Origin of the sequence: Roseateles sp., assembly GCF_052436255.1 — a bacterium.
Taxonomy (GTDB): Bacteria; Pseudomonadota; Gammaproteobacteria; order Burkholderiales; family Burkholderiaceae_C; genus Pelomonas.
This window is the reverse complement of the sequence record NZ_JBQVNP010000008.1, coordinates 1-26,014: the sequence shown is the minus strand read 5'-3', so window position 1 is coordinate 26,014 and position 26,014 is coordinate 1. Positions and strand designations below refer to the sequence as shown.

At 68.6% G+C, this 26,014-nt stretch carries 22 protein-coding genes and 1 riboswitch; of the genes, 12 read left to right on the top strand and 10 right to left on the bottom strand.

What is annotated here, in order from left to right:
- Positions 1–36 precede the first annotated feature (36 nt).
- Positions 37–1,053, bottom strand: a complete 1,017-nt coding sequence (locus ACT6S0_RS03575; protein ID WP_444762546.1) for a methionyl-tRNA formyltransferase — start codon at positions 1,051–1,053, stop codon at positions 37–39.
- Positions 1,054–1,066: 13 nt separating this feature from the next.
- A complete protein-coding gene (gene def / locus ACT6S0_RS03570; protein WP_444762545.1) occupies positions 1,067–1,603 on the bottom strand; it encodes a peptide deformylase in 537 nt (178 codons plus the stop codon).
- A 116-nt stretch (positions 1,604–1,719) separates the two neighbouring features.
- Between def and ACT6S0_RS03565 the strand changes: the two genes are divergently transcribed.
- The 3 genes from ACT6S0_RS03565 (at position 1,720) to ACT6S0_RS03555 (ending at position 4,521) form a co-directional block, all read left to right on the top strand.
- Positions 1,720–2,883: a LysM peptidoglycan-binding domain-containing protein gene (locus tag ACT6S0_RS03565; RefSeq protein ID WP_444762544.1), complete on the top strand. Its 1,164-nt coding sequence runs from the start codon at positions 1,720–1,722 to the stop codon at positions 2,881–2,883.
- A gap of 4 nt (positions 2,884–2,887) precedes the next feature.
- Positions 2,888–3,982 (top strand): DNA-processing protein DprA, encoded by a 1,095-nt coding sequence (dprA, locus tag ACT6S0_RS03560; protein WP_444762543.1) that lies wholly within the window; start codon positions 2,888–2,890, stop codon positions 3,980–3,982.
- Between the two features lie 86 nt (positions 3,983–4,068).
- Positions 4,069–4,521, top strand: a complete 453-nt coding sequence (locus ACT6S0_RS03555; protein ID WP_444762542.1) for a DUF494 family protein — start codon at positions 4,069–4,071, stop codon at positions 4,519–4,521.
- 45 nt (positions 4,522–4,566) lie between these two features.
- Here the strand turns inward: ACT6S0_RS03555 and ACT6S0_RS03550 are convergent, their stop codons facing one another.
- From ACT6S0_RS03550 to yajC, 4 genes are read right to left on the bottom strand one after another with little or no spacing between them, the layout of a single operon-like run.
- Positions 4,567–7,050: a DUF1631 family protein gene (locus ACT6S0_RS03550; RefSeq protein WP_444762541.1), complete on the bottom strand. Its 2,484-nt coding sequence runs from the start codon at positions 7,048–7,050 to the stop codon at positions 4,567–4,569.
- Between the two features lie 45 nt (positions 7,051–7,095).
- Positions 7,096–8,130 carry a protein translocase subunit SecF gene (gene secF / locus ACT6S0_RS03545; RefSeq protein WP_444762540.1) on the bottom strand — a complete coding sequence of 345 codons (1,035 nt, stop codon included), beginning with the start codon at positions 8,128–8,130 and terminating at the stop codon, positions 7,096–7,098.
- A gap of 9 nt (positions 8,131–8,139) precedes the next feature.
- A complete protein-coding gene (gene secD / locus ACT6S0_RS03540) occupies positions 8,140–10,044 on the bottom strand; it encodes a protein translocase subunit SecD (RefSeq protein WP_444762539.1) in 1,905 nt (634 codons plus the stop codon).
- A 56-nt stretch (positions 10,045–10,100) separates the two neighbouring features.
- A complete protein-coding gene (gene yajC / locus ACT6S0_RS03535) occupies positions 10,101–10,424 on the bottom strand; it encodes a preprotein translocase subunit YajC (RefSeq protein ID WP_444762538.1) in 324 nt (107 codons plus the stop codon).
- Positions 10,425–10,581: 157 nt separating this feature from the next.
- Between yajC and ACT6S0_RS03530 the strand changes: the two genes are divergently transcribed.
- Positions 10,582–12,345 carry a diguanylate cyclase domain-containing protein gene (locus ACT6S0_RS03530; protein ID WP_444762537.1) on the top strand — a complete coding sequence of 588 codons (1,764 nt, stop codon included), beginning with the start codon at positions 10,582–10,584 and terminating at the stop codon, positions 12,343–12,345.
- The gene (locus ACT6S0_RS03525; protein WP_444762536.1) at positions 12,329–13,426 is read left to right on the top strand and encodes a DNA glycosylase AlkZ-like family protein; all 1,098 of its coding nucleotides are present in this window, start codon (positions 12,329–12,331) and stop codon (positions 13,424–13,426) included. Before ACT6S0_RS03530 ends, ACT6S0_RS03525 begins: the two co-directional genes overlap by 17 nt.
- 22 nt (positions 13,427–13,448) lie before the next feature.
- Here ACT6S0_RS03525 and ACT6S0_RS03520 read toward each other — a convergent pair whose 3' ends face one another.
- Complete coding sequence (locus tag ACT6S0_RS03520) at positions 13,449–14,459, bottom strand: aldo/keto reductase (protein WP_444762535.1); 1,011 nt, start codon at positions 14,457–14,459, stop codon at positions 13,449–13,451.
- A 67-nt stretch (positions 14,460–14,526) separates the two neighbouring features.
- A riboswitch (S-adenosyl-L-homocysteine riboswitch) is annotated at positions 14,527–14,604 on the top strand.
- Between the two features lie 73 nt (positions 14,605–14,677).
- On the opposite strand from ACT6S0_RS03520, the gene ahcY reads away from it, so the two are divergent.
- From ahcY to ACT6S0_RS03500, 4 genes are all read left to right on the top strand, one after another.
- A complete protein-coding gene (gene ahcY, locus ACT6S0_RS03515) occupies positions 14,678–16,090 on the top strand; it encodes an adenosylhomocysteinase (protein WP_444762534.1) in 1,413 nt (470 codons plus the stop codon).
- Between the two features lie 89 nt (positions 16,091–16,179).
- The gene (locus ACT6S0_RS03510; protein ID WP_444762533.1) at positions 16,180–16,926 is read left to right on the top strand and encodes a TlyA family RNA methyltransferase; all 747 of its coding nucleotides are present in this window, start codon (positions 16,180–16,182) and stop codon (positions 16,924–16,926) included.
- Entirely contained in the window at positions 16,923–17,762 is an 840-nt protein-coding gene (gene metF, locus ACT6S0_RS03505) for a methylenetetrahydrofolate reductase [NAD(P)H] (RefSeq protein WP_444762532.1), read from the top strand. The genes ACT6S0_RS03510 and metF overlap by 4 nt, the downstream gene beginning before the upstream one ends.
- Before the next feature lie 104 nt (positions 17,763–17,866).
- Positions 17,867–18,850: a diguanylate cyclase gene (locus ACT6S0_RS03500; RefSeq protein ID WP_444762531.1), complete on the top strand. Its 984-nt coding sequence runs from the start codon at positions 17,867–17,869 to the stop codon at positions 18,848–18,850.
- Between the two features lie 16 nt (positions 18,851–18,866).
- Here ACT6S0_RS03500 and ACT6S0_RS03495 read toward each other — a convergent pair whose 3' ends face one another.
- From ACT6S0_RS03495 to ACT6S0_RS03485, 3 genes are read right to left on the bottom strand one after another with little or no spacing between them, the layout of a single operon-like run.
- Complete coding sequence (locus tag ACT6S0_RS03495; protein ID WP_444762597.1) at positions 18,867–19,478, bottom strand: sensor histidine kinase; 612 nt, start codon at positions 19,476–19,478, stop codon at positions 18,867–18,869.
- Entirely contained in the window at positions 19,373–19,996 is a 624-nt protein-coding gene (locus tag ACT6S0_RS03490) for an RsbRD N-terminal domain-containing protein (protein ID WP_444762530.1), read from the bottom strand. Before ACT6S0_RS03490 ends, ACT6S0_RS03495 begins: the two co-directional genes overlap by 106 nt.
- Before the next feature lie 53 nt (positions 19,997–20,049).
- The gene (locus tag ACT6S0_RS03485) at positions 20,050–20,547 is read right to left on the bottom strand and encodes a response regulator (RefSeq protein ID WP_444762529.1); all 498 of its coding nucleotides are present in this window, start codon (positions 20,545–20,547) and stop codon (positions 20,050–20,052) included.
- Between the two features lie 219 nt (positions 20,548–20,766).
- Here ACT6S0_RS03485 and ACT6S0_RS03480 point away from each other — a divergent pair, with 219 nt between their 5' ends.
- Genes ACT6S0_RS03480 through ACT6S0_RS03470 form a run of 3 tightly spaced genes read left to right on the top strand, consistent with a single transcriptional unit; the run spans position 20,767 to position 25,769 of the window.
- Positions 20,767–21,906 (top strand): sensor histidine kinase, encoded by a 1,140-nt coding sequence (locus ACT6S0_RS03480; protein ID WP_444762528.1) that lies wholly within the window; start codon positions 20,767–20,769, stop codon positions 21,904–21,906.
- Positions 21,893–22,555, top strand: a complete 663-nt coding sequence (locus ACT6S0_RS03475) for a response regulator (RefSeq protein WP_444762527.1) — start codon at positions 21,893–21,895, stop codon at positions 22,553–22,555. Before ACT6S0_RS03480 ends, ACT6S0_RS03475 begins: the two co-directional genes overlap by 14 nt.
- A gap of 7 nt (positions 22,556–22,562) precedes the next feature.
- Complete coding sequence (locus ACT6S0_RS03470; RefSeq protein ID WP_444762526.1) at positions 22,563–25,769, top strand: ATP-binding protein; 3,207 nt, start codon at positions 22,563–22,565, stop codon at positions 25,767–25,769.
- Positions 25,770–26,014: the final 245 nt, after the last annotated feature.

Below are 26,014 nucleotides of genomic sequence, written 5' to 3'. Positions count from 1 at the left end.
GGATGGCTTCGCAGATGGTGCCATGCGCGCCGGATTTCAAGCGCTGAAGCGTTCGCCGACCGCAATGGGCCGGGCCTGCAGGAAGGCCGCCGCCGGCCCGCGTTTGCCGCCGGCGCGTTGCAGCTCAGTGAGCTTCAAGGCGCCCTGGCCGCAGGCAACGACCGGCCCGGGGGCGATGACCTCACCCGGTGCGCCGCCGCCTTCGGCCAGCTCGGCGCGCCAGACCTTGACCGCCTCGCCGGCCAGCATGGCGAGCCCGCCGGGGAAGGGGTCGAAGGCGCGCAGACGGCGCTCGATCTCGCTGGCCGGCTGGCGCCAGTCGATCGCGCTTTCGGCCTTCTCTATCTTGTGGGCGTAGCTGACGCCATCGGCGGGCTGCGGCGTGCGCGTCAGGCGGGCAGCCTGCAGCGCCTCGACGATCAGACGGGCACCCAGCGCGGCAAGGCGGTCATGCAGCGTCGCCGTCGTGTCGTCGGCGCGAATGGCCTCGCGGCCGATGAGCAGCATGTCGCCGGTGTCCAGGCCGGCATCCATCTGCATGATGGTGATGCCGGTCTCGGCGTCGCCTGCTTCCACGGCACGGTGGATGGGCGCCGCGCCGCGCCAGCGGGGCAGCAGCGAGGCGTGGATGTTGAGGCAGCCGCGCAAGCCGCTCGACGGGCCGCCCGCTAGGGCGGCTTGATCCCCTCGGGGGATCGGCGACGTACTCGTCGGCGAGGGGCGCCGAGAACCGGGCAGGTCAAGCACCCACTGCGGCAGGATGAGGCCATAGGCGGCAACGACCATGACATCAGCCTGTGCGGCCAGCAGCGACTGGTGCGCCGCTTCGGCGTCGGCGGCGTACTTGCCATCCAGCTTCAGGCCCTGCGGCTGAGCGAGCGGAATGCCCGCCGCGACGGCGCGCTGCTTCACGGCGGACTGCTGCAGCTTCATGCCGCGGCCGGCCGGGCGGTCGGGCTGGGTCAGCACCAGCGGCACCGTGAAGCCGGCCTGCAGCAGCGCATCCAGCGCGATGGCGGCGAACTCCGGCGTGCCGGCAAAGACAACTCTCATGACATGGCCCGCATCAGAACCTCTGATTGCGCTTCTTGGCCTCGATCTCTTCCTCGCGCGCCTTCTTGATCATCTTGGTCTTGATGCGGTCGCGCTTGAGCGGGCTCAGGTATTCGACGAAGACCTTGCCCGCGAGGTGGTCCATCTCATGTTGGACGCAGACGGCCAGCAGGCCATCGGCTTCAAGCTCATAGACCTGGCCGTCGCGGCCGGTGGCGCGCACGGTCACTTCGGCATGGCGGGGCACCTTGTCGTAGATCTGCGGCACGGACAGGCAGCCCTCCTCGCCGTCAACCATGCGTTCGCTGGCCTTCACGAGCTCGGGGTTGATCAGCACGCGCGGCGTGTCGCGGTCCTGCGAGGTGTCGATGACGATGACGCGCTCGTGCACATCCACCTGGGTCGCAGCCAGGCCGACGCCATCGGCGGCATACATGGTTTCCAGCATGTCGTCGACGAGCTGGCGGATGCGCTCATCGACGGCGACCACCGGCTTGGCGACGGTGTGCAGGCGTGGATCGGGATAGCGGAGGATGTCGAGTTGGGCCATGGCGCCTTGTAAGCACTCGCAAACGAGCGCTAGCGGTTGTTGGTTGCCCTGTGTGAATGCGGGCAGAATCACCCGGATTTTCGCCGATCCGGCAATCCCTTCGGAGACCGCGCCTGATGCCCGCTGCCCGCCCCGCCCATTTTTCCGTCCTTGCGGCCTGCCTGACCCTCGCGACGACTGCGGCCTGGGCCCAGACCAGCACGCTGCCCATCACGCAGGAGCAACGCCGCGTGGCCGATCAGGTCGCCAGCGCCGGCGTGCCGCTGTCCGAGCTTGCACCCAACGCGCCCGACCAGCACACGGTGCAGCCGGGCGATACCCTGTGGGACATCTCGGGGCTGTTCCTGAAAAGCCCCTGGCGCTGGCCGGAGCTCTGGGGCATGAACCGCGAGCAGATCCGCAACCCGCACCTGATCTACCCCGGCCAGGTGCTGCTGCTGGTCAAGGTGGACGGCCATGCGCGGCTGCAGCTGGCCCAGGGACGCAGTGGCAGCGGCGCGGGCGACACGGTCAAGCTGCGACCGCAGATGCGCGTGTCGGCGACGGACACCAGCCCCATCGCCGCGATCCCGCTGCACCTGATACAGCCCTTCCTGACCGACGCCATCGTCTTCGATACCGATGTGCTGGCCACGGCACCGCGAGTGGTCGCGACCCAGGAAGGCCGCGTGCTGGTCGGCAGGGGCGAACTGGCCTATGCCCGTGGCGACTTTGGCAACGGCACGGATTTCCGTGTCTTCCGCACTGCTCGCACGTTGCGCGACCCGACCACCAGGGAGATTCTTGGCTACGAGGCGCCCTACGTTGGCACCGCGGAGCTGGTCCGCACCGGCGAAAACCGCACCGGTGCCGATGGCAAGCCCGAGATCGTGCCGGCGACGGTGCAGATCAGGCTGGCCAAGCAGGAAGTCGGCGTGGGTGACCGCCTGGCCCCCGCGCCACAGCGCAATCTCGAGCGCTATGTGCCGCACGCACCCGACAAGCCCATGGCGGGTCAAATCGCGGCCATCTACGGCGACGCGCTGAATGCAGGCCAGAACCAGATCGTCGCGCTGAACCGCGGCCGGCGCGACGGCATGGAGCGCGGCCACGTGCTGGCGCTCTGGCGTGACGGCGAAACCGCTGTGGACAAGACGCAGCAGAAGGCCCAGGTCATCAAGCTGCCCGACGAGCGCCATGGCGTGCTCTTCGTGTTCGAGGTCTATGAGCGGGTTTCCTACGCGCTGATCATCTCGGTCAACGAACCGGTCAAGCCGGGCGATCGTTTCACCCAGCCCTGAGCGCATGCTCGACCCGGCCGAACTGGCCGCCTGGCTGCGGCTGACCGAAAGTCTTGGCGCCGGTTCGGTGCGGCGTCTGCTGGCCATGGCCGGCAGCCCTCAGGCTGCTTTCCGGCTTCCCGCTGCAGCACTCGACCAGGCGCTGACGCACAAGCAACGTGAAGCCTTCAACCGGCCGCCCGAGCATCTGGACGAGCTGATCACCAAGGCCGTGGCCTGGCTGGCCGAGCCCGGCCACGATCTGTTGGCGCTCGGCGACCCTGACTACCCGCCGCGCCTGCTGGCCACCGCCGACCCACCGCTGCTGCTGTGGCTGCAAGGACGGCGCGAGCTGCTCGGCACGCCATCTGTCGCCATCGTGGGCAGCCGCAACCCGACCGCCCAGGGCGGCGACAACGCCCGCGCCTTTGGCAGGGCACTGGCCGATGCCGGCTACACCGTCATCTCGGGCCTCGCCCTGGGCGTGGATGCCGCAGCGCATGAGGGGGCCCTCGACGCAGGCGGTCCAACCATCGCCGTCGTCGGCACGGGCCTGGACCAGGTCTACCCGCGTCGCAACGCCGGTCTTGCTGCCCGGCTCCTCGCAGGTGGCGGCCTCATCGTCAGCGAGTACTCGCTGGGCACGCCCATCACGCAGGCCAACTTCCCCCAGCGCAACCGCATCATTGCCGGCCTGGCCGAGGGTTGCCTCGTCGTCGAGGCCGCCGTGCAGTCGGGCTCGCTCATCACGGCACGGCTGGCGGTCGAGGCCGGGCGCGAAGTGTTTGCCATCCCCGGCTCGATTCACTCGCCGCAGGCACGTGGCTGCCACGCGTTGATCCGTCAGGGCGCCAAGCTGGTCGAATCGGCGCAGGACGTGCTGGAGGAACTGCGTCCGCTCGGGACCGCGCGCGAGGCCGCGCCGGAAACGCCTGAAACACCTCATGAACAGCAGGCACTGCTGGACGCCATGGGGTTCGATCCGGTCAGCCTGGATGCGCTGATGGCCCGCAGCGGCTGGCCGGCGGCCGAACTCAGCGGGGCGCTGCTGGAGCTGGAGCTGGACGGCCGGGTCGCCCGGTTGGCGGGGCAACTGTTCCAGCGCAGGGGCCAGGGCTGACCAGCCTGACCCCGGATATCAGAGCCCTATCCCCGGGGTTATTCGCGTCAGGGGGCCGCCGGGCCGTGGGCTATCATCCCCTCACAATGTTCGATGTCCTGGTTTATCTCTACGAGACGTATTGGCGCCCGGACGCCTGCCCCGATCACGCGCAGCTCGCGCGCAAGCTGACGGCGGTAGGGTTCGAGAACGACGAAATCCAGGAGGCCCTGTGCTGGCTTGACGGCCTCGCTGCAGCTGGCGAGTCCTACCAGGGTGAGCAGAGCGAGAATGCGATGCGCGTCTACTCGCCCGTCGAGATCGAGCACCTGGGTGAAGCCTCGGTCGGCTTCGTCAGCTTCCTCGAATCCGCTGGCGTGCTGCCCGGCCCGATGCGCGAGATGGTCATCGATCGCGCGATGGCCATCCCCGGCGCGCCCATGGACCTTGAGGATCTGAAGATCATCGTGCTGATGGTGTTCTGGAGCCTGGGCGAAGAACCCGATGCGCTGATCCTCGACGAACTCTTCGTCGCCCCCGAGGACCGGCTGATCCACTGAGATTGCCAGCCCGATCGAACAAAACGGCGCCCTCGGCGCCGTTGGTCATTTCAGCAGTTGCTCAGGGTCGGCATCCAGCTTGGCCAGTGCCTTGCGCGTGGCCTGCACGGTCAGCGCTTCATCCTGCGCCGGCAGCAGCAGGCCGGCCTGCAGGAAGGCAGCCATGCGGTTCAGCGAGAACAGCACGCCACGGCCCTTGGGCGTGACGAACAGCGCCAGCTGCTTGCGCAAGCCGCGCCACGCCAGTTGCACCTGCTCGTTGCGGCCACGGTAATCCAGCATGAACCAGCCGCCGACCTGCAGCTCGCGCGCCCAGGCCACCATGGCCGGCGTCGGTGCGGAGCCGCCCTCGGCCACGACTTCCATGCCGTCGGATTCGTGGCCGGACAGGTCGCGCACCAGCATCTCGTCGACATGGGTGTCGCCATCGACGTTCTCGGGCAGCATGGCCTCCAGCGTTTCGAGCTGGTCCATCAGTTCGTCCAGGCGCTCGCGCGGGATGGCCGCGGTCTTGGCCGTGAAGGCCGCGGCCAGCGCATTGTTGAGCTGGCGCACATGCTCGTCCTGCTTGTCGATCGGGATGCCGGCGTGGCTCATGCCGTCGCGCAGCGTCTTCAGCAGCGGCGGCAGACGGCGGATGACGTCCGCGCGCTCCTCGCGCGAGGCCTTGGAACTGGCGCTCCAGATCAGGTCGGCTGCGGCGCGCTTCATGACCTTGGTGACCTCGGACTGAGCGCCGGCACGCACGGCCGTGACGGCCAGCACATCGGCCCAGACATGGAAGAGGAAGTCACGCACGCCGTCCTGCACCGGCACCTCGGACAGCATCTTGCGCAACTCGATGGTGTACTGGATGGCCAGCGTCTCGCGCTGCTCAACCTGCTGGGCCAGCGATACGCCGCGCTTGGAGGCCTGGTTCTCGTTCTCGAAGTAGTGGTCGAGGAACTTCTCGAACTCGGTCAGCACGGTTGCGAAGACGCGCCGGCCGGTGTCGGGGTAGGCCTCGACCACCTGCACGACGCGCTTGATCTCGCGCTCCAGCGCATCGTTGCTGGCGCGCTCGGCGCCAGGGCCGCTGTTGTGGGCCGTGTTGAAGCCCATCACGCAGGCGCCCATGCGGTCGATGAGGCGACGCGCCGGGTGGTCGGCGGCGGCGAAGAAGTCGGGCTCGCTGACAGCCACACGCAGCACCGGCATCTGCAGCCGCGCGAACCAGACCCGCACCGTCGCCGGGATGCGCTCTTCGGTCAGGATGCTCTGGAACATCATCGCGACGATCTCGATGGTCGCGCGCTCGGCCGGCGTGTTGGCCGCCTGCTTGAGGACCTGCTTGAAGGCCTGGTTGCGCGCGCCGATCTCCTCCAGCGCACGCGGTGTGCTGACGGCGCCACCACCGGTGTCGCCGGTACCGGCGGGGCGGCGCTGCAGCGATTCCTGCGCATGCTTGATGGCGCCCATCAACCGCGGCGAGGCGGGGACCGACGGCGCGTCGGCCAGCGCGGGTCTGGCAGCGTCGGCGGCGGCGCGCGCCGCGCCGCCACTCAGCGCACCCGGGTGGCTGGGCGTCACGTCGGCAAGGCTGGGCTTGCCGCCACCCGGGCGGGCCGGCACCTGGCTCTTGGTGACCGGAAAGCCCGGCACATGCCGGGCCAGCACGCGTTGCAGCTGGGCCATGACTTCATCGGCCTGGCTGCTGGCCTTGCTGCGCACGGACGGCAGCGGAGCCATGGGGCCCGGGCCCGACGTGGGGCCGAGGCCAGGGCCCGGCGAAACCGGTGGCAGCGGTGGAAAGGGGGGGAACGGTGGCGCGGGCGCAGCTGGCGGGCTGGCAGCGACGCCGGCCGCGGCGGCCGTCGCCGTCACCGCAGCCTGGGCCGTGCGCCGGATGAAGGGGCGCAGATCGACATCGGGCAACACCTTCTGCGCGATCAGCCAGCGGTTGGTCTCGTGATAGGCCTCGCTGATGAGCTGGGCGAACTCCTCGTGCAGCTCGTTGTGCAGCAACTGCCAGACGTTGGCGTCCAGGCCGACGCGGGTCCAGGCATCCAAGGCAACCCGAGCGACGACATGGGCACGCAGCAGGTCCAGCGGTTCAAGGTCGTCATGCGCCTCAAGCACCTGCATGCGGGTGCGCAGGTCAGTGAACTCCCAGGTGGCTCGATCCATCATGACCAACGCCAGCCGCGAGCTGATGATCTCGCGCTCGATGGTCGAGTCGTCGACCAGGCTCATCTTCTGCGACTGGGCCGGCGCGGCGGATTCAGGCTCGCGCGCGTTGTCAGAGACGCCGTGCACGGCCGCGTGGCGCAGCGCACCGACGACCGCCATCTGCCAACTGGGACCGAGCTTCTGCCAGGCCTGCACCGCGTCGCGTCGCGCCATCATGACAGCGTGCGGCGCGCCCTGCGCCAGCAGCTGCCCAGCGCCCTGGCCGACCGCGGCCACCAGGGGCGTCAAGCCGCGCACCAGCGCTTCGAGATAGACGCGCCGTGCCTGCGTGGCCAGGGCCTGGTTGCGGGCGGCGGTCATGGAACGAGAGCGGCGACTCGGCTGGTTGGCGGGGTTCGCTTCACTCTACACGACGGCCCCGGAGTTCGGGTCGCTGGGGTCGTCGCGATTGACGGGCACTTTCACGAGGTCTTCGCGCTTGACGCCCAGCCACATCGCGAGGGCCGCCGCGACGAAGACCGAGGAGTAGATGCCGAACAGGATGCCGATGGTCAGCGCAACCGCGAAGTAATGCAGTGTCGGGCCGCCGAACAGCAGCATCGACACCACCATCAGCTGCGTCGAGCCGTGGGTGATGATGGTGCGGCTCATCGTCGACGTGATCGCGTGGTCGATGACCTCGTGCGTCGTCATCTTGCGGAACTTGCGGAAGGCCTCGCGTACCCGGTCGAAGATGACGACGGACTCGTTGACCGAGTAGCCCAGCACCGCCAGGATGGCCGCCAGCACCGCCAGTGAGAACTCCCACTGGAAGAAGGCGAAGAAGCCCAGGATGATGATCACGTCGTGCAGGTTGGCGATGATGCCGGCGACCGCGAACTTCCACTCGAACCGGATGGCCAGGTAGATCATGATGCCGATGACCGTCACGGCCAACGCCTTGGCGGCGTCCTGCGCCAGTTCGGCACCGATGGCCGGCCCGACGACCTCGGAGCGCGACAGCGTGATCGGCTCGCTTCCATCGGCCTGTTTGCAGATCTGCTTGCTGACCTGTTCACCCTGCGGCGTCACGGTCTGGTGCGCACTGATCACACCGGCCTCGGCCTTGCAAAGCTCGCCGAAGACCATGTCGACCAGCTCGGTCTGCTTGATGTCTTCGCGCACGGGAAGGCGGATCATCACGTCGCGGGATGAGCCGAAGTTCTGCACCTGGACTTCGCCGAAGCCCATCTTCTCGACGGTCTGGCGGGTTCTCTCGATCTCGGCCGCCTGTGGATAGGCCACCTCGATGACGGTGCCGCCCGTGAATTCGATGGAGAAATGCAGGCCGCGCGTGACCAGGAAGAACACGGCGGCGGCAAAGGTGAGGAATGAGATGACGTTGAAGATCAACGCATGCTTCATCAGCGGCAGGTCGCGCTTGATGCGAAAGAGTTCCATCTTGAATCCTTAAGCCTTGGCGGCCACGTCGGTCGCGTCGGTCGTCCCTGCAACGGCCTTGTCGGCGTCCGGCCTCCAGATCTGACCGATGGACACGCTTTTGAGCTTCTTCTTGCGGCCGTACCAGAGGTTCACGAGGCCGCGCGAGAACACGACGGACGAGAACATTGAGGTCAGGATGCCGAGGCAATGCACAACGGCAAAGCCCTTGATCGGGCCGGAGCCGAAGACCAGCAGGGCCACGCCAGCGATCAGCGTCGTCACGTTGGAATCGAAGATGGTCGCCCAGGCGCGTTCGTAACCGAGGTGGATGGCCTGCTGTGGCGTCGCACCGCCGCGCAGTTCTTCGCGCACGCGTTCGTTGATCAGCACGTTGGAGTCGATGGCCATGCCCAGCACCAGCGCGATGGCCGCGATACCCGGCAGGCTGAGCGTGGCCTGCATCATCGACAGGGCCGCGACCAGCAGCAGCAGGTTGAAGCCCAGAGCCAGCGACGAAAACACGCCGAACAGCATGTAGTAGAGGCACATGAAGACGGCCACCGCGACGAAGCCCCAGCTGACGCTGGCGATGCCCTTCTCGATGTTTTCCTTGCCCAGGCTCGGACCGATGGTGCGCTCTTCGATGATCTCCATCGGCGCGGCCAGCGAGCCCGCGCGCAGCAGCAGGGCCGTGTCCGCAGCTTCCTGCGTCGTCATGGCGCCGGAGATGCTGAAGCGATTGCCGAGCTCGTCGTTGATCTTGGGTGCCGTGACGACTTCGCCCTTGCCCTTCTCGAAGATCAGGATGGCCATGCGCTTGCCGATGTTCTCGCGTGAGACCTCCTTCATGATCCGGGCGCCCTTGGCGTCGACGGTCAGGTGCACGGCCGGCTGCTGGTTCTGGTCGAAGCCGGGCTGGGCATCATTCAGGCTGTCGCCGGTCAGCAGCACCTGGCGCTTGACGATGATGGGGCCGAAGCCGCGGTCGATGAAGCGCTCCGTGCCGAAGGGCACGGGGCCATTGCCCTGCAGCGCCTCCATGGCTTCGGCACTGTCGTCGACCATGCGCAGCTCAAGCGTGGCCGTGCGGCCGATGATGTCCTTGGCCTTGGCGGTGTCCTGCACGCCGGGCAACTGCACGACGACCCGGTCCAGGCCCTGCTGCTGGATGACGGGCTCTGCCACGCCCAGCTCGTTGACGCGGTTGTGCAGCGTCGTGATGTTCTGCTTGAGCGCCGCCTCCTGCACGGCCACCTGGGCCTGGGGCGCCAGGCTACCGACCAGGCGCAGCTCACCGCCGTTGCCCTGGGGCGTCCAGACCACGTCGGGCAATTGAGTCTTCAGCAGCTCGGTGGCACTGGTGCGCTGCGCGTCGTCGCGGAAGGCGATCTGCACGGTATTGCCGTCACGGCTGATGCCGGCGTGGCGAATGCTCTTCTCGCGCAGCATCAGGCGCACGTCGCCGGTCAGCGCCTCGGCCTTCTTGGTCAATGCGGCCTTCATGTCGACCTGCATCAGGAAGTGCACGCCGCCGCGCAGGTCCAGGCCCAGATACATCGGGAAGGCGCCCATGCGGCTCAGCCACTGCGGTGAGCGCGACAGCAGGTTGAGCGCGACGATGTAGGTGGGGTCGGCCGGATCGGGGTTCAGCGCCTTGCTGATCGTGTCCTTGGCCTTGATCTGGGTGTCGGTGTCGCCGAACCGGGCCTTGATCGAGGTGCCTTCCATCTGGACGAAGTCCGCCTGAATGCTGGCAGCCTTGAGCGCTGCCTCGATGCGCTCCTGGACCGAGGTGTCGATCTTGACGGTGACTTTGGCGCTGGAGACCTGCACCGCGGGCGCTTCGCCGAACAGGTTGGGCAGGGTGTACAGGGTGCCGATCAGCAGCGCGACCAGCAGGATCACGTACTTCCAGAGCGGATAGCGGTTCATGGAAACTTCCTTGTCAGCGCCTAGACGGCTGCGGACGGAGATGGGCGCGGGGCCGGTTACTTCAAGCTGCCCTTAGGGAGAACCTGGGTGATGGCGCTGCGCTGGACCTGAAGCTCCACGCCATTGCTGACTTCCAGATGGATGAAGTTGTCGCCCAGCTTGCTGATCTTGCCGAGGACACCGCCGGCGGTAACGACCTCGTCACCCTTCTGCACCGCCTCGATCATGGCCTTGTGCTCCTTCTGGCGCTTCATCTGCGGCCGGATCATGACGAAATACAGCACCACGAACATCAGCACCAGCGGCAGCATGCCGAGGAGACCGGAATCGGAACTGGCGGCCGCCGGGGCGGCCTGGGCATAGGCGTTGGAGATGAACACGTTGAATTCCTTGAATGAGCGGCCGCGAAAAACTGCAAAGCAACCTTGAATTCTAGTGCGGCGCCGTGCTCGCCTCGACCGGCGTTGTCGGTGAGCTGCGCGGGCGCTTGCCGGCCTGCTAATCTGCAACGGCCACCCACCGCTGCGGAACCCTTCCTTGCCGATCAGGAGATTCACTGACCGCCTGAGCCTGCGCCGCCTGCTGACGCTGCCCTACGTCGTGCTGGTGCTGGCGCTAGTGCTGTTGATGGGCTCGCTGTCCTGGCGGGCCGGGAGCGACACGGTGGACACCCTGTCCAGCCAGCTGCTTGCTGAGGCGGTCGGCCGCATCGCGGCGGCGCTGGAGCGGCATGTCGGCGGCGCCGATGCCGTGCTCGAAGCGGCGGCACCCACCGGCCTGTCCGCGCCCGAGGACATAGCGCGCGAGCTGCACAGCTTGCGCAGCCGCTTCTGGCTGGCCACATCGGTGCGTCGCGATCCCAACAACTACGTCTATTACGGCAACCGGCACGGTCATTTCATGGGCCTGTGGCGTTTCTCGGAGCAGGAAGCCGAGCTGCGCCTGCGCGTCTCGGGTGATGGCCCGCGCACCCTCTACCGGCTCAGCGGCATCACGGGCGAGATGCGTTCTCCGGTGGTTGAAGACAAGGTGTTCGAGCCGCGCGAGCGCCCCTGGTATCAGGCGGCCCTGGCCAGCCCCGCGCCCCTGAGCTGGACACCGGTCTACATCGACTTCAAGACGCTGGACCTGGTCGCCACGCGCACCAAGCGCGTCGGCAACGACGTCGGCGAGCCCGAAGGCGTGGCGGCGACCGACCTGCCGCTCAAGCAGGTCAACGCCCTGCTGCAGCGCACCGCGCTGACCGAGAACGCAGTCGCCATGGTCGTCGAGGCCGATGGCCAGCTCATCGGGGTGTCGCGGGGCGCGCACATGCAGACCCTGGCCGTCGGCCGGCACGAGCGCCTGAACGCGGCCCAGAGCCCCGACCCGCTCGTCGCCGCCGCCTTCGACACCGTGCGCCGACTTGGCGCCACCGGCGGTGACGCGACCGGCACGGTGCCGCGCACGACCAGCTTCAGCGACGCCGACGGCCGTGTCGTGCAGCTCGGCCATGCCCGGCTCGACCCGGCGCTGGGACTGGACTGGCGCGTCATCGTCGCCGTCCCGCGGGCCGACTTCCTGGCCGGCGTGCAGCGCAACTTCGTGCAGGCCGCCGTGCTGGCGGGTCTGGGCGTGGTCGTTGCACTCGGCCTCGGCTGGGCGGTGCTGGGCATCGTCACGCGCGAACTGCGCGAGCTGGCCGAAGCGGCACGGCGCGTCGGCGACGGCGTGCTGGACGAGCCCCCCGAGGTGCACCGCAGCGACGAGCTCGGCGAGCTTGCGCGCAGCTTTGCCGACATGCAACGACGGCTGCTGACCGACCAGTTGACAGGCCTGTCCAACCGCAGCGCCATCATGCGCCGCATCGAGGACCGCATCCTGCAGCAGCGCCGCCGCGGCGACAGCTGGCCGTTCGCGGTGATGTTCATCGACTTCGACCGCTTCAGGGACATCGACAGGCGCTTCGGCCATGGCGTCGGCGACGCGGTGCTGAAGGAGACCGCCCAGCGCCTGCGCGCCGGCGTGCGCATCGGCGACATCGTGGCGCGACATGCCGGCGACGAGTTCGTGCTGCTGCTCGACTCGGTCGAGAACCGCGCCGATGCCGAGGCTGCGCGCAACCACCTGGAGGCCGCGGTGCGCGCGCCGCTGCAAAGCCTGGCAGGAATAGCGCCTGCCGAGTTCCAGCTCGGCGCCAGCTTCGGCATCGCCCTCTATCCCGACGATGGCCAGGACACCGAGGGCCTGCTGCGGCATGCCGACGCCGACATGTATGCCCGCAAGCAGCACCTCCCGCCCAACGATGCCGCCCAGCCCTGACCCTCGCCTCGACCTCGCGGCGCTGCGCCGCCATGCCGTCGCGCGCAGTCTGTTCACGCCGACGACGCTGCTCAAGGCCGTCGAAAAGCTCGGCGGCTTCGTGCAGGCCGACCCGCTGCGAGCGCCGGCGCGCGCGCAAGACCTGACGCTGCGCCACCGCGTCAAGAACTACCGCGCCGGCGACCTGGAGCGGCGCTACCCGCGCCTGTCGCTGCAGGAAGACTTCTTCATCAACTACGGCTTCGTCACGCCGGAACTGCGTGCACTGATGCACCCGCGCACGGCACGCCGCATCTGGGACGAGCCGCGGTGGGCGCTGGCCCGTGCGGTGCTGGCCGAGGTCGAGCGCCTGGGTGAGGCCCACCCGGCCGAGGTGGACGCGGCACTCGGCCACGGCCCGGTGAAGAACTGGTTCGGCGGCAACAGCCGGCTGTCGACGGAGTTGCTCGACGGCCTGCACTACCGCGGCCATCTCGACGTCGTCCGGCGTGACAGCGGCACCCGCGTCTATCGGTTGGCGCAGGCCTGGCAAGCGCCCGCCGACCCGCAGGCTGCCATGGATGCCATGGCCGACGCGCTGGTGCGCAAGTACGCGCCGTTGCCGGCGGGCAGCCTGTCGACGCTGATCAGCATGCTCTTCAATGCCGCCCACCAGTGGCAGGACCTGCGAAGGTCGACCTTCACGCGGGCCAAGGAGAGGCTGGCCCATGCCAGGGTGGACGGCACCGACTGGTATTGGCCCGCCGACGAAGACCCTGCGCGCAGCCGGCGCATCCCGGCCCAGGTGCGCTTGCTCGCGCCCTTCGATCCGGTCGTCTGGGACCGCCGCCGTTTCGAGCTGCTGTGGGGCTGGGCCTACCGCTTCGAGGCCTATACACCGGCGGCCAAGCGGGTGCGCGGCCACTACGCGCTGCCGCTGCTTTGGCGTGACCAGGTCATCGGCTGGGCCAACGCGGGCGTGCGCGGCGGCCATCTGCAGGTGGACTGCGGCTATGTCAGCGGCCGGCCGCCGCGCGATGCCGGCTACAAGGCGGCGCTGGATGAAGAAGTCCAGCGCCTGTCGGGTTTCCTCGGCCTATAGGCGCCCGCTCCAGGCGCGGACTTCAGGCGTTCAACGTCGGCATCTGTGCCGCCGGATAGCGCGTGCCGGCAACGGCGTGAGCGGCCAGCAAGGCCTCGATACGCTCGCGGCGTGCGCCGTCAAGCTGGATGCGTGCGGCCAGCGCGTTCTCTTCCAGCCGGGCCATGCTGCGCGTGCCAGGGATGGGGATGATGTCCGGGCCCTGGTCGAGCAGCCAGGCCAGCGCGAGCTGGGCAGGCGTGTAGCTCCATTCGGTGGCCAGGGCCGACAGCGCATCCGCGAGCGCGAGGTTGTGGTCCAGGTTCGCGCCCTGGAAGCGCGGATGGATGCGGCGGCGGTCGTCTGCGGCCAGCTGGTCGGCGGAACGGATGGCCCCGGTCAGGAAGCCGCGGCCCAGCGGGCTGTAGGGCACCAGCGCAATGCCCAGCTCGCGGCAGGCCGGGAGCACCTCGACTTCAACATCACGGCTCCACAGCGAATACTCGGTCTGCACGGCGGCAATCGGGTGCACGGCATGGGCGCGGCGGATGGTCGCCGCGCTGGCCTCGGACAGGCCGAGATGCTTCACCTTGCCCGCCTTGACCAGCTCCGCCATCGCCCCCACCGTCTCCTCGATGGGCACGCGCTTGTCAACGCGGTGCTGGTAGTAGAGGTCGATGTGGTCGACGCCCAGGCGTTGCAGGCTCGTATCGCAGGCCTCGCGCACATAGGCCGCGCTGCCGTCGATGCGCACGACCGTACCGTCCGGTGCGCGCACATGGCCGAACTTGGTCGCGACGACAACCTCGTCGCGGCGCTCGGCAAGCAGCCGGGACAGCAGGCGCTCGTTGGCACCGATGCCGTACATGTCGGCCGTATCGAGGAAGTTGATGCCGATGTCCAGCGCGTGGTGCAACACGGCCAGCGACTGCGCATCATCGGCCGGGCCATAGAAGTCGGACATGCCCATGCAGCCCAGGCCGAGGGCCGAGACGTCGGGGCCGGCGGCGCCCAGGCGGCGCGGCGGGATTTGTGCGGAAACGGCATTTGTCATCGCTTGACTCCTTGGGGTCATCATCGCCCGAGCAGCAAAAGCCCCGCGGGGCGGCCTAGAATGCGCGGCTTCCGAGGAGCGTTGCAACCTCAGCACCCATTGAGGCCAGGCTCGGAAATATCCACTGCAACCGCGCTCACCCGCTGGCCGACCGTGCCTGGGTGAGTTTGAACTTCCCGACGACGGCCAGCGGCTTCATTCGCTTGAAGGAGCCCTGCATGAGCAAACCGAATCACATCGTCAAGGACCTGTCGCTGGCCGACTGGGGTCGCAAAGAGATCAAGATCGCCGAGCACGAGATGCCGGCGCTGATGGCCATTCGCAAGGAATACGCCGCCACGCAGCCGCTCAAGGGCGCGCGCGTCACCGGCTCGCTGCACATGACCATCCAGACGGCCGTGCTGGTCGAGACGCTACAGGCGCTCGGCGCCGAAGTGCGCTGGGCCTCCTGCAACATCTTCTCGACGCAGGACCACGCCGCCGCCGCGCTGGCCGCCGTCGGCACGCCGGTGTTTGCCTACAAGGGCGAGACGCTGGAAGACTACTGGGACTACACCCACCGCATCTTCGAATTCGCCGGCAAGGGCGAGCCGGGCGAAGGCCCCAACATGATCCTGGACGACGGCGGCGACGCGACGCTGCTGATGCACCTGGGCCAGAAGGCCGAGAAGGACCTGTCCGTGCTGGCCAACCCGGGCAGCGAGGAAGAGCGCATCCTGTTCGCGGCCATCAAGAAGAAGGTGGCCGAGGACGGCAGCTGGTACACCCGCAAGGCGGCCGAGATCATCGGCGTGACCGAGGAAACCACCACCGGCGTGCTGCGCCTGAACGAAATGGCCGCCAAGGGCGCGCTGCAGTTCCGCGCGATCAACGTCAACGACAGCGTCACCAAGAGCAAGTTCGACAACCTCTACGGCTGCCGCGAAAGCCTGGTGGACGCCAACAAGCGCGCCACCGACGTGATGGTGGCCGGCAAGATCGCCGTCGTGGCCGGCTACGGCGACGTGGGCAAGGGCTCGGCCCAGGCGCTGCGCGCGCTGTCGGCCCAGGTCTGGGTGACCGAGATCGACCCCATCTGCGCGCTGCAGGCCGCGATGGAAGGCTACCGCGTCGTGACGATGGAATACGCCGCCGACAAGGCCGACATCTTCGTCACCGCCACCGGCAACAAGAACGTCATCCGCCGCGAGCACATGGTCGCGATGAAGAACAACGCCATCGTCTGCAACATCGGCCACTTCGACAACGAGATCGACGTCGCGTCCATCGAGGACTGCGGCTGGGACGAGATCAAGCCGCAGGTCGACCATGTCAGCTTCCCCGACGGCAAGAAGATCATCCTGCTGGCCAAGGGCCGCCTGGTGAACCTGGGCTGCGGCACGGGCCACCCGAGCTATGTCATGTCCAGCTCGTTCGCCAACCAGACCATCGCCCAGATCGAGCTGTTCGCGCACAAGGACCGTTATGAGGCCGGCAAGGTCTATGTGCTGCCCAAGCACCTGGACGAGAAGGTCGCGCTGCTGCAGCTGACCACGCTGAACGCACAGCTGTCGCAGCTGACTGAAGAGCAGGCGGCCTACATCGGCGTCAACAAGAACGGGCCCTTCAAGGCCGACACCTACCGATATTGAAGAGAGTCGATGCAAGCCCCCACGCTCACTTCGTTCGCTGCCCCCGAGGGGGCGCGTCAGCGCCTTCGGGCAGCCGGGCGCCGCTGACGATGCGCGCTGACCAGCTCCTCGTCGCCCAGGGCCTGGCGCCCACGCGCTCGGCCGCGCAGCGCCTGATCGGCAACGGCGCGGCCGAATGGGCCTCGCCCACCGGCTGGGCCCCCGTGAAGAAGGCGGGCGAAGACCTGCCCGAGACGGCGCAACTTCGCGTCACCGACGACGCCGAGCTGCGCTATGTGTCGCGCGGCGGGCTCAAGCTGGAAGGCGCCATTGCCCGCACGCAGGCCGACATCAAGGGCGTCACCGCACTCGACATCGGGCAGAGCACCGGCGGCTTCACCGACTGCCTGCTGGCCCATGGCGCCAACCATGTCGTCGGCGTGGACGTGGGCCACGGCCAGCTGCATGCCCGCCTGCATGGCGACCCACGTGTGACGGCACTGGAGGGCACGCATGTGCGCGAGCTGGACGTGCTGCGGGCGCACTCGCCCACCGGCGGCTTTCCGCTCATCGTCGGCGACCTGAGCTTCATCTCCATGGTCGGCAGCCTGCCCGAGCTGCTGCCCTGGCTGGAGGTGCATGGCCATCTGCTGGTGCTGATCAAGCCGCAGTTCGAGCTCGGGCCGCAGGCCTTGGGCAAGGGCGGCCTCGTCAAGGACCCGGCCGATTACGCCCGCCTCGAAGGCCGCGTGCGCCTGGCCTGCACCGCCCTGGGCCTGCGCGTGCTCGACTACTTCGACAGCCCCATCACCGGCGGTGATGGCAATCGTGAATTCTTCCTGTGGGCCACTCGATGAGCACCGCTGTTTCCTTTGAATTTTTTCCGCCCAACACGCCAGTCGGCGTCGACAAGCTCAAGACCGTCGTGCAGGAGCTGGGCGCGCTCGCACCCCAGTACTTCAGCGTCACCTACGGCGCTGGCGGCGCCACGCGCGACAAGACCCTGGGCGCGGTGATGGACATCGCCGCGGCCGGCTTCGAGGCCGCGCCTCATCTCAGCTGCGTGGGCTCGACACGCCTGGGGCTGGCAGAGATCCTGACGACCTACAAGGCCCAGAACATCCACCGCGTCGTCGCCCTGCGCGGCGACCTGCCCAGCGGCACGGCCACCGCCGGTGAATTCCGTTATGCGTCCGAGCTGGTCAGCTTCATCCGCGAGACCCAGGGCCAGGACTGGCATATCGAAGTCGCGGCCTATCCCGAGGTGCACCCCCAACAGCGCTATGCCGCCAAGGACCTGCAGCACTTCGCCGACAAGATGCGCGCCGGCGCCGATGGCGCAATCACCCAGTTCTTCTTCAACGCCGACGCCTACTTCCACTTCGTCGACGAGGCCCGCAGACTTGGCGTGACCCAGCCCATCGTGCCGGGCATCATGCCCTTCCACAACTACGGCCGCATCGCGCAGTTCGCGCAGCGCGACGGCATCGAGATCCCGCGCTGGGTGCAGATGAAGATGGAAGGCTTCATGGACGACGCGGCCAGCATCCGCGCCTTCGGCCTGGACGTGGTGGCCAGGCTCTGCGAGCGTCTCATCGCCGGCGGCGCGCCGGGCCTTCACTTCTACACGCTCAACCAGTCGGCATTGACACTGGAACTGTGCAGGCGCCTGGGCGTGGGCAGCAAGGCTTAAGGCGGCAGGCCCCGCGCCGGCGGCCCACTGCGACCCGGGCACGCCGTTTGCCAGGGTGAGCATTTCGCGCCCCCGGTTCGTTGGGCCTCCGCACACCGCCTTCCTTGAACGCCGTCAACACACCCCCTCCGGCCCGCATCCTCGTCGTGGATGACGTCGAGGACGCCTTGGCGTCCACGCAGGCATTGCTGGAGCGACCCGGTGTCATCGTGTTGACCGCCTCATGCGCCGATCAGGCGCTGGCACTGTTGGAGCAGCACGAAGTGGCGCTGGCGCTGCTTGACGTCGAGATGCCCCTGGTGAGTGGCTTCACGCTGGCCGCGCGCATGCGCGGCAATGCCAGCACGCGCAACACCCCCATCATCTTCCTGACCGGCAACACGGACGGTCCATCGCGCACCTTCCGCGGCTACGAGGCCGGTGCCGTCGACTTCCTGATCAAGCCCGTCGCTCCGCATGTGCTGGAGAGCAAGGTGGGCGTGTTCGTCGAGCTCTACCACCAGCGCCGCGAGCTGCATGCGCGCAACGCCGAGCTCGAGCAGTTGCTCAGCCGCAACGAGGCCCTGGCCGAGGAGCTGCGCCTGGCCCACGGCAAGGCGGTCCACGAGGCCCTCACCGACGCCCTGACCCGCGTGCCCAACCGGCGCCACATCCTGCAGCTGGGCGCCGCCATGCTGGCGGACCGGCGCCGGCAGTGGCAGCCCGTCAGCCTGGCCCTGCTGGACCTCGACCACTTCAAGGGCATCAACGACATGCACGGCCACGCGGCCGGCGACGCGGTGCTGCGTGCCTTCTGCGTGCATGTCGGCGCCCGCATGCGCACCTCCCACATGCTGGGCCGGCTGGGGGGTGAGGAGTTCCTGCTGCTGATGCCCGGCACCTCCATCGAGGAGGCCGAGGTGGTCATCGAGCGGGTTCGCTGCACGCTGCAGCCGTACGCGGGCGTCGCCTACAAGTTCTCGGCCGGGCTGGTGCAGGCTGCCTCGGGCGAAGCGCTGGAGGCCGCCATCGAACGCGCCGACGACGCGCTCTATGAGGCCAAACGCAACGGGCGCGATCGCAGCGTCACCCGGCCCGCGCCGCTGTAGCAAGCCACGCGAGGGTTCAAGGCGCCGGCCGGGGCAGCCGGACCGTGAACACCGTGCCGCCGGCCTGGGTGGATGCCACGTCGATCCTTCCCTGGTGGCCGCGGACGATCTCGCGCACGATGAACAGCCCCAGCCCGATGCTGTGGTCGGCCGCCGCCCGCGGGCCCTGGACCAGCGGATCGAAGATGGTTGGCAACAGCTCCTGGGGAATGGGCTGACCCGTATTTCTGACGGAAAGAACTACTTCATCTGCGCCGCCCCGCGCCGTCAACGACACCAGCCCCCCCGGCGCGCCATGCTGCGCGGCATTGGCCAGCAGGTTGCCAAGCATTTGCTCGACCCGGTTGCCGTCCACCGCCATGGTGAGGTCCCCCGCCAGGTCGGCCACAAAACGCTGCCGGGGGCAGGCCGCCCGGGTGGCGTCGATCACGTCCTCGCAGGTCTTGCGCAGATCACAGCTCGCCCGGGTCACTGTCAAGCCGTGGCCCGAGCGCGCCTGCGTGTAGTCAAGCAGGCTGGTGATCAGGCTGCGCATGCGCCAAGAGGCGCGCCGCACCCGTTCCACGGCTTGCTGCCTGGCAAACAACGACAGGTCAGGCCTGTCGAGCACGGCGGCCGAGTTGTCGATGATGCCGAGCGGGTTGCGCAGGTCGTGACCGAGCACGCCCAGGAACAGGTCGCGCGACCGCGCCACGTCCAGGGTGTAGTGGTGGACGGACTCTCGGCAATGGCCTGGTCGATGGCCTCGTTGAACCGGGCGATCTCCTCGACCGCTTCCCTGCGGTCTTGCACGCCGTCGCCGGCATCACGCCAATGCTTGAGGACACACGCCCGCAGGGCGCGGTACTCGGCCACCATGTCGTCGAGGTCGAACCCGTCCAGCAGCCGGACCGCGCCGTGTGCGCCCGCGGCCGTCCGCCCTGGCCTGTCATGGGAGGCCGCATGCCCCCTGGCCTTGGCCTGGCGTGCCGGTTCGCCCTGCGCGGTGTCCATGTCCTCTGCGATGGTGCTCAGAATCTCACGACTGTGATCAGCCAGCGCCGACTCCGACAACGCAGGCCCTGCCTGCGACAGCTGCCGCGCGAACGCCACCCATTCATCCACGATGGTGTCGAGGTGGGTCAGGATGAAGGTGCTCAGACGCATGGCGGTTCCGACGGGTGTGGCGCGGCGAGGCCCCGGCAGCAATGGTTGGGCCGTCAGCGGGCGCCACATTCAGCGTCGCAACCCGTGCCCGACACACCGCGTTCGCCCAGGGTACCCCAGTCACCCGGCGTGCCGCTGCACCTGGAACCCAAGTCGGCGACAAGGGCAATGATCGCGCCAGGCGCCCCCGGCTTGGTGATATGCACGTCGAACCCTGCCTCTGCAGCGAGCGATGCGTCCGCGGAGGTGCCCCGGCCGGTCAAGGCGATCAAGCCGAGAGCCGCCGGTGATGCCGAGCGACGAAACCTCTGTGCCACTTCGTACCCATTGAGGCCGGGCATGTCGATGTCCAGGATGGCGACATCGGGCACGAAGTCGAGCGCGGCGGCCACGGCTTCGATGCCGTCATAGGCCACGCGCGTCTGGCAGCCGGCGAAGTCGAGCAGCATGGCAAGGCTGTCCGCCGCATCGCGGTTGTCGTCTGCCAGCAGTACCCGGTAGGGGCGTGGTGCGCCGCGGGCGTTGGTCGAGGATGGATGAGGTGCGCACATGGCTTGAGGCTGCAATGGTCGGGGATGGCGGCAACTCTAGGCAAGGCGCGGCCCACCGCATGGCGCCATATACGCCACACCCCACAGTGATTGGCCTACACCGTCGACGCCCAGGCGCGTCGATTGCCCAGCAACCTACGTTCGTACTGTCGGGCATTGCAAAGGGCATTAGATGTTGAAGCTACCGGGCCCCGCCGCGGCGGATCGGAGTTAGCCGCCGTGCCTCTCACCCCCGAAGCCACAGCGCGCGTTCTCGTTGTCGACGACGACGGCGTGGAGTTGCGCGCGCTCTGCGAGAGCCTGCGCGACGAGGGCTTCGCAACCAGTTGCCACGACGAGCCGGAGCGAGCCCTGGCCGCGCTGGGCGAACAAAACTTCGACCTCCTGCTGACCGACCTGCGGATGCCTGGGATGGACGGCATCACCATGCTGCGCAAAGCCCGGGAGATCGACCCCGACCTGGGCGTCATCGTGCTGACCGGCTACGCCACCGTACCCACCGCCGTGCAGTCCCTGCATTCGGGGGCGGTCGACTACGTGCAAAAGCCCATCTCGCTCGCCGCCCTGCTGCCGGTGTTGCGGCGCTCGCTGCAGCTGCGGGCCGTGTCGCGCGAGAAGCGCGCCCTCGAAGAGCGGGACCGCCTGCGCGCGGCCCAGCTGGAGGCGGCCAACCGGGACCTGGAACTCTTCAGCGCCCGGGTGGCGCATGACCTGCGCGAGCCGGTGACCATCGTGCGCGGCTTTGCCCGCATGCTGGCCGACCGACTGCCGCCCGATGCCTCGCCGGACCTGACGATGTTTGCCAACCACATCATCATGGCCGCCGACCGCGCCGACCGGCTGGTGCGCGATCTCTTCGCCTTCGCCCGCCTGGGAGAGCGGCCGCTGACTCGCACCAGGGTCGACCTCAACGGAGTCGTGCAGCGCGCGCGCGAGATGGTGCAGCTCAGCAACCCGGGCCGCGCCGCTGACTGGTCGGTCGACCCCATGCCCACGGTGTTCGGGGACGCCTCGTTGCTGGAACAGGTCTTCGTCAACCTGTTCGCCAACGCATTGAAGTACAGCGCCATCCGCGACCCCGCCCGCATCCAGGTAGCGCACCGGATCGAGCCCGAGGTGGGGCATGTGCTGTCGGTGCGCGACAACGGCGTGGGGTTCAACCCGGCCCAGGCCGATCGCCTCTTCATCCCGTTCCAGCGGCTGCACAGCGCCAAACAGTTCGATGGCAACGGCATGGGCCTGGCCAACGTCAAGCGCATCGTCGAGCGGCATGGCGGCGCCGTCCGCGCACAGGCCCTGCCGGCCGGCGGGGCGGAGTTCAGCGTGGTCCTGCCCGTGGACGGCGATGTCCAACCCTGAGCGCCCCGGCAGCGCCGGCGTGATCATCGCGGACGACCATTTCGCCATCCGCGCGGGCCTGCGCCTGCTGCTGGAGCAGATGCCCGAGGTCAGCGTGCTGCATGAGGCGACTGACGGCGACGACCTGCTGGAAGCCGCCGCGCGGCTGAAGCCGGACCTCGTGACGACCGACATCACCATGCCCGGGACCGACGGCTTCGCGGCCCTGACCGAGCTTCGCCGGACGCAGCCTGGCATACGGCTGCTGGTCATGAGCCTGCACGATGCGCCGCACATGGTGCGGCGCGCGGTCCAGTGCGGCGCCAACGGCTACTTGCTCAAGGGCGGGTCGACCATGGAGTTCGAACACGCGGTGCGCTCACTGCTGGCCGGCCGTGGCTATTTCTGCCCCGAGGTGACGGTGCGCCTGCTGGCGCCGCCCGAGGTGGATGCGCGAGAGGTGCTGACGGCGCGGCAAATCGACATCTGCGTGCTGCTCGCCAGCGGCCTGACGAGCAAGGAGATCGCCTATCGCCTCGGCCTGAGCTCCAAGACGGTGGATGCCCACCGCGCGCGGATCCTGGAGCGGCTTCACATCGGCGACCTCGCCACGCTGGCGCTGTACTGCGCCCGGCAGGGTCTGGTCGACCCGCACCGGCCCCTCACCTAGCCCGCTCATGGCAACCACCCTGCGCCGCCCGGGGCCCTGGCGGCCCAATGTTCAACAGCTGTTGGCCGCGTCGATCCTGCTCGCCCTGGTGCCCCTGTTCATCGTGGTCGTGGCCGGCTGGCGCGTCGAACGGGCGCGCTTGATCAGCGCGGCGGAGGACCAGATCGAATCCACCGTGGCGCTGGTGGCGATGCTGGAGCGCAGGCGCTACGACGGTGCCCGCCAGGTGCTGGAAGCCATCTCCGCGGCCCCGGTCGTCAGCACCGCCGACCGCGACAAGTGCAACCCCTTCCTGGCCGGCGTGCAGCGTGCCTTCCCGCAATACACCAACCTGGGTCTGGCCGACCTCGACGGCCGCATCGTGTGCTCGGCCGTCACGCCGGCGACCCATGTCGTCGTGAACGACCGGGCTTACTTCAAGCAGGCCCTGAGAAGCTCGGGGGTGAGTGCGGAATACGTGATCGGCCGCGTGACCAAGCTGCGTGCGCTGACCTTCGCGGCGCGGCTCGAACGCGTGGAGGGTGCCGGCCCGAGCGGGGTCGTCTTTGCTGCGCTGGACCTCGACCGGGCGGCGGCTCGACTGCGCAGTCTGAAGCTGCCGGACTTCATGCAGGTCGACATCACGACCGGGGACGGCATCGTGCTGGCGTCGACGCACTCGGACGCGAGCGTCCTCGGCGGCCCGGTGGCCGACGACGCGCTGCTGCAGCGCATCCGGCGCGCCGGACTGCGGCAAACGCTGGCGCCGCAGGCCGGCCGCTTCGAATCCGTCCGCCTCATCGGTGACTTTCACCCCACCGCCATCGTGGTGGCCACACGGCTGGACACCGCCAAGCTGCTGGCCCCCGTGACCCGGCGTCTGCTGAACCAGATCGCGGCCCTGCTGATGGCGGCCGCGCTCGGCGCCGCACTGGCCTGGCGCCTGGGCCGGCGCGGCATCGCCATGCCCATTGCCGGGCTGCTGTCGCGCATGCGGCAGTTCGCGGCGGGCCAGCCCGATGAGGCGGCGCCGCAGCGGCCGCAGGCGCTGGAGCTCACCGCCCTGCATGATGAATTCACCCGGCTGCAACAGACCCTTCAGGAACGCGCGAGTGAACGCGAGAACCTGCTCGATGAACTCAAGATCCTGCAGGCCAAGGTCGTGGCCTCGCAGCGCATCAGCCGCATCGGCTACTGGGAGATCGACCTGCGCACCGGGCGGCTCGGTGGCACCTCGCATCTCGCGGGTCTGCTGGGCACGGCCATTCCGCAAACCCTGGATGCATGGCTGGCGCGGCTGGCCGAGGCCGACCGCGAGCCACTGCAAGCGGCCCTCCAGGCAGCCTGGGCGGGCTCGGGCGCCCTCGACATCGAGTACCCCATGCGCCTTGCCGGGGCGGCGCAGGTCTGGGTGCGGATGCGCGGCGAACTGCGCACGGCGCCCGACGGCAAGCCGGTGCAACTCCGGGGCTCGGTGCAGGACATCACCGAGCGCAAGGAGGCCGAGATGCGCCTGGCCGCGCAGATGGGCAGGCTGCAGCTGCTGCACAGGATCACCCGCGCCATCGCCGACCGGCAGTCCATCGCCGACATCCTGCGCGTCGTGGTGGCTCAGCTGGAAGAGCAAATGCCGCTGGGCTTCTGCGCAGCGGCGCCCTTCGATCCGCGCGCCAAGGTCATCACCATCGAACAGCTGGGCGCCCGCAGCGTGGAAAAAGCCGGCCGCATGAGCCTGGCCGTGGGCGACACCATCGCGACCGACGGCGACGGGCTGTCGCGTGCCGTGGGCGGCGAGTTGGTGTACGAGCCCGCCACCGCCGTTTCGCCGCACGAGCTGCCGCAGCGCCTGGCCAGCATCGGCCTGCAGGCCATGGTGCTGGTGCCCTTGAGCTCCCAGGGCGGCGTGTTCGGCGTCATCCTGGCCGCGCGCGCAACCGGCGATTCGTTCTCCAGCACGGACTGCGAGTTCCTGCGCCAGCTTGGCGAGCAGGTGGCCCTGGCCCTGCACCAGGCAGAGCTCTACACCGCGCTGCGCAAGGCCTATGACACCCTGGAGCAATCGCAGACGGCCGCACTCAAGCAAGAACGCCTGCGCGCCCTCGGTGAGATGGCCAGCGGCATCGCGCACGACATCAACAATGCCGTGTCGCCGCTGGTGCTGTATATCGAATCCCTGCTCAAGCATGAAGCCGGCCTGTCCGCGGCGGGCCGCCAGAAGCTGGCGACCATGCAGCTGGCGGCGGAAGGCATCGCAAGCACCGTCGAGCGGATGCGCGAATTCCACCCAACCCACGACATCGCTGCGGACACCCGCCATGCCTCGGTGAACGCGGCCATTCGACAAGTCATCGAGCTGACCCAGGCCAGATGGCGCGATGCGGCACTGCGGGGCGGCGCGAAGATCGACACCGAGACGGACCTTGGGCCGGACATCCCTGAAGTGCAGATCAACGCAGGCGACCTGCGCGACGCCTTCACCAACCTCGTCTTCAACGCGGTTGACGCCATGCCCAACGGCGGCGTACTCAGCTTCCGCACCCGATGCCTGACGGAGCACGACAACCTACCCATGGTGGAGGTGTGCATTGCAGACACCGGCGTCGGCATGAGTGCCCAGACGCGGCGGCAATGTCTGGAGCCCTTCTTCACCACCAAGGCCGGGCGGGGGACGGGGTTGGGCCTGGCGATGGTCTACGCGATGGTCCAGCGCAACCACGGCCGGCTGGACATCGACACCGCGCCTGGCAAGGGCACCACGGTGCGCATGCAGCTGCCGGTGCAGGCACTGCTGCCCGAGCCGGCCACCGGCCCCGCCGCGGGTGCCGTCGACGCGGCGCCCTTGCGGCTGCTGCTGGTCGACGACGATCCCTTCGTGCTCTACCCGCTCGGCGACGCCATGCGCGACGACGGTCACGACGTGAGCCTGGTCGAAAGCGGGCGCGAGGCGATCGAGCTGTTTCGCGGCGAGCTGACGCGGGGCCGGGCCTTCGACGTCGTGATCACCGACCTGGGCATGCCCTATGTCGACGGTTCGCATGTCGCCCGCGAGGTCAAGGCGCTGCGCCCGGCGACCCGGGTCGTCATGTTGACCGGCTGGGGCCGCCGAATGGCCAATGACAGCGGCCACACGCCGTTCGTGGACTGCCTGCTGTGCAAGCCGCCTCGGCTTGACGAGGTACGCGCAGCCCTGCGGCCGGCGGTGACGGCACCGCCGCCCGGTGCACCCGTGTCTTGAAGCGCCGTGCTCGCAGTTCAACACAATCCCATTGCCGAACGGCGACGGGCCTGGGCTGGACTGGCGCTTGTGATCATGTAAATGAGCGCTTTACACGGCGGGCGAGGCCTGCGCGCGTCGAGAATCGCGGCCGTCATGAGCCGCCCACTCCTCGCGCTGGCCGGGTTTTGCGTCAGCGCCGTCGGCACGGCCCAGACTGCGCCCGGCCCCCCCCCCCCCCCCCCCCCCCCCCCCCCCCCCGCGGG

Coding starts and splice junctions, on each gene's coding strand:
- ACT6S0_RS03575 (WP_444762546.1), bottom strand. CDS start 1,053: ATGAGAGTTGTCTTTGCCGGCACGCCGGAGTTCGCCGCCATCGCGCTG.
- def (WP_444762545.1), bottom strand. CDS start 1,603: ATGGCCCAACTCGACATCCTCCGCTATCCCGATCCACGCCTGCACACC.
- ACT6S0_RS03565 (WP_444762544.1), top strand. CDS start 1,720: ATGCCCGCTGCCCGCCCCGCCCATTTTTCCGTCCTTGCGGCCTGCCTG.
- dprA (WP_444762543.1), top strand. CDS start 2,888: ATGCTCGACCCGGCCGAACTGGCCGCCTGGCTGCGGCTGACCGAAAGT.
- ACT6S0_RS03555 (WP_444762542.1), top strand. CDS start 4,069: ATGTTCGATGTCCTGGTTTATCTCTACGAGACGTATTGGCGCCCGGAC.
- ACT6S0_RS03550 (WP_444762541.1), bottom strand. CDS start 7,050: ATGACCGCCGCCCGCAACCAGGCCCTGGCCACGCAGGCACGGCGCGTC.
- secF (WP_444762540.1), bottom strand. CDS start 8,130: ATGGAACTCTTTCGCATCAAGCGCGACCTGCCGCTGATGAAGCATGCG.
- secD (WP_444762539.1), bottom strand. CDS start 10,044: ATGAACCGCTATCCGCTCTGGAAGTACGTGATCCTGCTGGTCGCGCTG.
- ACT6S0_RS03525 (WP_444762536.1), top strand. CDS start 12,329: ATGCCGCCCAGCCCTGACCCTCGCCTCGACCTCGCGGCGCTGCGCCGC.
- ACT6S0_RS03520 (WP_444762535.1), bottom strand. CDS start 14,459: ATGACAAATGCCGTTTCCGCACAAATCCCGCCGCGCCGCCTGGGCGCC.
- ahcY (WP_444762534.1), top strand. CDS start 14,678: ATGAGCAAACCGAATCACATCGTCAAGGACCTGTCGCTGGCCGACTGG.
- ACT6S0_RS03510 (WP_444762533.1), top strand. CDS start 16,180: ATGCGCGCTGACCAGCTCCTCGTCGCCCAGGGCCTGGCGCCCACGCGC.
- metF (WP_444762532.1), top strand. CDS start 16,923: ATGAGCACCGCTGTTTCCTTTGAATTTTTTCCGCCCAACACGCCAGTC.
- ACT6S0_RS03490 (WP_444762530.1), bottom strand. CDS start 19,996: ATGCGTCTGAGCACCTTCATCCTGACCCACCTCGACACCATCGTGGAT.
- ACT6S0_RS03485 (WP_444762529.1), bottom strand. CDS start 20,547: ATGTGCGCACCTCATCCATCCTCGACCAACGCCCGCGGCGCACCACGC.
- ACT6S0_RS03475 (WP_444762527.1), top strand. CDS start 21,893: ATGTCCAACCCTGAGCGCCCCGGCAGCGCCGGCGTGATCATCGCGGAC.
- ACT6S0_RS03470 (WP_444762526.1), top strand. CDS start 22,563: ATGGCAACCACCCTGCGCCGCCCGGGGCCCTGGCGGCCCAATGTTCAA.